This is a genomic window from Gemella sp. (genome assembly GCF_057272915.1).
Genome location: NZ_DBHIUF010000019.1, coordinates 1 through 5,122 on the forward strand (window position 1 = coordinate 1; position 5,122 = coordinate 5,122).

Annotated in this window: 4 protein-coding genes; all 4 read right to left on the reverse strand. The window is 35.4% G+C overall.

All coding sequences use genetic code 11. The features are described from left to right. Positions 1 to 227: 227 nt before the first annotated feature. Complete coding sequence (locus tag ACO6OL_RS07030) at positions 228 to 413, reverse strand: hypothetical protein (protein ID WP_485502637.1); 186 nt, start codon at positions 411 to 413, stop codon at positions 228 to 230. An 83-nt stretch (positions 414 to 496) separates the two neighbouring features. Further along, positions 497 to 745: a hypothetical protein gene (locus tag ACO6OL_RS07035; protein ID WP_485502638.1), complete on the reverse strand. Its 249-nt coding sequence runs from the start codon at positions 743 to 745 to the stop codon at positions 497 to 499. 84 nt (positions 746 to 829) lie between these two features. Further along, positions 830 to 1,735 (reverse strand): Rpn family recombination-promoting nuclease/putative transposase, encoded by a 906-nt coding sequence (locus tag ACO6OL_RS07040; protein WP_485502639.1) that lies wholly within the window; start codon positions 1,733 to 1,735, stop codon positions 830 to 832. Between the two features lie 525 nt (positions 1,736 to 2,260). Beyond that, the coding region (locus tag ACO6OL_RS07045) for a MiiA motif-containing surface protein (RefSeq protein ID WP_485502640.1) at positions 2,261 to 5,122 on the reverse strand (2,862 nt) is incomplete at its 5' end.

The following is a 5,122-nucleotide window of genomic DNA, read 5'->3' on the forward strand; positions in this document are numbered from 1 at the left end:
ATATAGCATAGCTTCCTCCTAATTTTCAAAATCAACCGAATTTGACAAAGAACCGATAAAATGAAATAAAACATTTTATCAAGTCCACTTTTTTCTTATTCTATATATTTATCCAATTTATTGATGATAATATTTAGCTTTTCAGCAGCAACTTTTGGAGAAATATAACCATTTTTTATTAGGAAAATCAACGTATTTCACTCTTACTCTTCTTCCTCGTTCGATACCTAACTTCTTTCCTTCAGTACGTCTAACAACTTGAGCTTCTCAATTCCTTCTCCTCTTCCAGCAATGCATCCTTTTTCAATATCTAACTTCACTCCTTCGGCATGTCCTGCGGCGTGTCCCTCTTCTTGTACATAAGCTAGTGATGCCCAGTAGTGCTCTTGTTGCCTCGTTGTTTCATCATACATACATTTCTCCTCCTTTGTCCAGTTTCTAAGATTTAACAAATTATCAGCTTGGACAAAGGCTAACCTAGAATGAATTGACAAATTTAGTATAAATATTTATCTAATTCTTTAACATCGATTTTCAGTTCTTCTGCTGCTAATTCTTTATTGATATATCCTTTTTTAAAGAGAGAAATAATTGTATTTTCTTTTCCTTGTTCAATGCCTAGCTTCATTCCTTCTGCTCGTCCTGCAGCGTGACCTTGTTCAATCCCTTGCCTTATTCCCTCTTCTTGTGCATAAGTTAATGATGCCCAGAGGTGATCTTGTTGTCTTGTTACTTCATCATACATACGTTTTTCCTCCTCGCTCCAATTTCTAAAATTTAATAAATTATCAGCTTGCACAAGGAAATATGAAACTTTGATTAGACTTTATTATAAATACTTATCTAAGTCCTCGATATCAACTTTTAATTGAGCTGCAGCTACTTCAGCGGAAATATAACCATTTTTCATTAGAGTAATAACAGCTTGTTCAATACCTTCAGCACGTCCTTGTTCAATTCCTTGTTCAATCCCTAATCTCATACCCTCTTCTTGTGCATAAGTTAATGATGCCCAGTAGTGGTCTTGTTGCCTTGTTGCTTCATCGTACATACGTTTCTCCTCCTTAGTCCAATTTCTAAGATTTAATAAATTATCAGCTTGAATAAGTACATCGTCGGGTTCACTTGTGTACTGTTTGTTTCCAAAAAATTCCAGCCATCTAATTTTTTTATAATCATTGTTTAAATTCTCTTTGTATTTTTTTAATTCTAAAAATACTATTTTTAATAACGGAATATCTTTCGTGTTATTTTCTACGTACATTTTCAATTCTGTGTTTCTTGTTTCTTCTTTGATTAAAAAAGTACTTATAGCTTCATCGCCTTCAAAGTAGTTTTTATCGACGATAGCTGCAACGTACACCGGTGGTAATTTTTTATAAATAGCGAGCTGCTCTTTTTCATTTTGTTTTAATCTTTCGATATTGTCGTTGACTTGCTTACATAAATATGCCCAAATGCGATTAATGAAGAATACTTGCTTAGCGAGTTGCACCTCGATAATAACTTGAGCATGGTTGTCTAATTCAACGAGAATATCAACTGCTATATTAAAGTCCGACTCTACGTTACTATTTGCTGTGAATATTTGATTCCCCTCAATTAACTTAGCGCTTTTCGCCGGTAATTCAAAAATATCTTTTACAAACTGCAATGCTACTTCTTCGTTACGAAATACTTTTTTTACTACCAAATCATAAGTTGGTTTTATGTTTTTATGTCTTATGTTTTCCATGTTGGAAACCTCCCTATTTATTTTTTAATTTATTAATTTTCCATAATCCCTAATAATTCTTTACCTTCATTATACTTCATGGAGGATATTTTTTCTAATGATAACATTAGTTTCACCATAAGTTTTTCCAAAAATTTGAAATTTCATACAAACAAAAAAACGACTCATAAAAATTAATTTTCGAGAAATTTATAAGGGTAACTCAAAAATCAATTTTGTCGAGTTGCCTCCGCATAGTTCATTAGAGCTAAAAAATTTTTATACAGCGAATGTGAATCCCAATAAAGCACTACCCCCTACTTCTTTATGTTTGTATTATAAAGTATTTTATGATTGGAGGATAGATACCTTGTTATTGAACGCTTACGTTTTTCCTGTGCATCGAACTTGACAAAGAGCCGAAAAAAAGCCCTTTTCAGCATGTCCCGAACTTACCAAATAACTATAATAACAAATTTGGAGCAGGATATTCTCCCACTCCAAATTCATTTTTTATTATACTATAAGCTAATAGTTGATTAGCAATTATTTTTCTTTTCTGCGTTTAGCTGTTGCTAATAATCCACTTAGCATTGCTAATCCTAATCCTGCTAGTCCTAGACCACCAGTATTATCTAATCCTGTGTGTGCTAACACTCCTTGGATTCCACCTTTAGCATTTTCTTTGTTTGCATTGTTAGCGTCTGCATTCGCTGCTCCCATATCTCCGTCAGCTCCTGCATTGGCATCATCAGCTCCTGAACCACCATTATTTCCGTTATCTTGACCTGGTGTTGAGTCTGGAGTGTATTCTGGTTTAGGTTCTTGAATTAGCGCTGATTGTTGAACAGTATCTTTTCCTAGAATTGTTGCTACTGATCCATCTGGGAATGTGATTGTTGCTGTTCCGTCTCCCGCTACTTCTACTGTTGTTCCTGCTGGGAAGTTGTTGGCAGCTTCGATTGCTTTTTTAACAGCTGCTTTTTCTTCATCTGTTAAATGTGTTATGTCTTTCACTTCTACTCTTTGAGCAGGTGCTTTAACAGTTGTTTTGTCTGCATCTGTTTTATTGCTATCGTGAACTTTTGGATCTTGTGCTACTAGTTGACTTCCTGGAATTGTAATAGCTGAACCATCTGAGAAGATGATTGTCGCTGTTCCGTCTCCCGCTACTTCTACATTCACATCGCTTCCAAATCCGTTAGCTTCTACTACAGCTTTTTTAACAGCTTCTTTTTCTGCATCTGTTAATCTTGTAGCTTCTGCTACTTTTGTAGGGTTAGCTGGGATGATTACTTTTGTTTTCTCAGCGATTGTTGGTTGATCTTGTGTTGGAACTTCTTCTTTTTGAACTACTAGACTTGTTCCTGGTATTGTGTTTACTGAACCGTCGCCATATGTTAATGTTGCTGTTCCATCTTTAGATACCTTAACATCTGTAGCAGTTGGGTTGGCTTGTTTCACTTTAGCTGCTACTGCAGATTGTTCTGCTGGTGTTAAGCTGTGAGCATTTCCTACTTCTGTAGTTGCTGGCACCACAGCTGAATTTTGTGCAGCTTGTGTTGCAGCTTCTTTTTCAGTATCTTTTGCTACTACTAGACTTGTTCCTGGAATTGTGTTTACTGAACCATCTGAATATGTTAATGTTGCTGTTCCGTCTTTAGACACTGTGACTGTCGCTACTGGATTTACTGCTTTTACCTTAACGGCTACTGCAGATTGTTCTGCCGGTGTTAAGTTGTGAGTATTTTCAACAGGTGTAGGCGCTACTGGTACTTTCACTGGGTTTTTCTCTGCTTCTGTTTTAACTTTTGGAGTAGTTTGTTTTGTAGATTTTTCTACAAGTTTATCCCCTGTTATTGTGTCTACAGATTTATCTGGGTATGTAATTACTACTGTTCCATCTGGTCTTACTTCTACTGTAGTTCCTGCTGGGAATTTATTTGCATCTTCTACCGCTTTTTTAACCGCAGCCTGTTCTTCTGGTGTTAACTTCGTAGTATTTCCTACTTGTGTTTTTCCTGGGATAACTGGCTCAGTTCTTGAAGCAATTGTTCCAGTTTCTTTCTTAGCTGGTGTTGCTAATTTATCTTTAGAAATAATATCACTTGAACCGTCTTTGTATATGATTACCGCTGTTCCATCTGGTTTAACCTCTACTGTTGTTCCATCTGGGAATGTATTAGCTCCTTCAATGTTTTGACGAATTTGTTCTCTTTCTTCATCTGAAAGTTTCGATGGATTTTCTACTTTCACTTTGTCTTTTGGAACTTTTGGTTCGAATTTAGATGCGATAGATCCCTCTGGTTGAACTTCATTTATTTTCTTAATACCATTGTCTTTAGCTGCATCGATTTCATCTTTAGATTGACCTTTGTTGATGTCTTCGATAGCTTTATCTTTTGCTTTATTAACAGCTTCGATAGCTTTTTGTTTCTCTTCATCTGTTAAATCTTTATTGTTCTTGATTTCGTTAATGCGTTTTTGAGCTTCTTCTAGTATTTCAGCTTTTGCTTTCGCTTTTTCTTCATCAAGGTTTGTTACATCTGGTTTCTTAACTTCTGTATCTGCTTTTGGATTATATTTTTCAATATTTTCTTTAGCTTGATCTGCGATTTGTTTAGCTGTTCCCGCTGATGATGCTTCGTCAATAGCTTTGTTAGCATCTTCTTTAGCTTTATTGATTTCTTCTTCAGCTTTTTGTTTTTGATCTTCTGTTAAATCTTTATCTTTCTTGATTTCATCAAGTTTTTTATTAGCAGCGTCTTCTACTTGTTTTTTAGCGTCTTCTTTTGCTTTAGCAAGATCATTGTCTTTATCAGCTGTTTCTAATGAAGCTACTACTTCTACTGGTACTTTTACAGTTACTTTAGTTCCGTCAGCTAGCGTTACTTCTACTTCTGCTTCTTTAGTTCCTGTTTCTGTTGTAGTTGGTTTAGTGATAACTTTCGCTGTTACTCCATCAGCTAGTGCTAATTGTTTTAGGATTTCTTCATCTGTTAAGTCTTTGCCTTTTTCAACAGTTGCTTTTCCTGATACTAAAGCAGTTTGTAGGTCTAACTCTGGTTTGAAGATACTTGTTGATTTACCTTTAGACGTTTGTGGATTATAAACATCTGCGATTGCTTTTTTACCTTCTTCTGTTGCTTTCGCTATTTCTTCAGGTGTTTTCGCATTATTAATCTTATCTTCTGCAGCTTTCTTAGCTTCATCTACTTTTGCTTTCAAGGCTTCTTTTTCTTTATCAGTTAAAGTTGTGTCTCCGCTGATTTCACCTTTTTCTGCGTTAGCTGCGTCTGTTAAGTCAGCTTTGGCTTTTTCCTTATCAGTCGCTTTTCTCACAGGTACTTCGATTTCATCTTTTGATCCATCTGGATATGTAACTTCTACTACAACTACTTTCTTACC

Excerpts from the sequence above, each read along its gene's own strand:
- ACO6OL_RS07040 (WP_485502639.1), bottom strand. The coding sequence starts at position 1,735 with ATGGAAAACATAAGACATAAAAACATAAAACCAACTTATGATTTGGTA.
- ACO6OL_RS07030 (WP_485502637.1), bottom strand. The coding sequence starts at position 413 with ATGTATGATGAAACAACGAGGCAACAAGAGCACTACTGGGCATCACTA.
- ACO6OL_RS07035 (WP_485502638.1), bottom strand. The coding sequence starts at position 745 with ATGTATGATGAAGTAACAAGACAACAAGATCACCTCTGGGCATCATTA.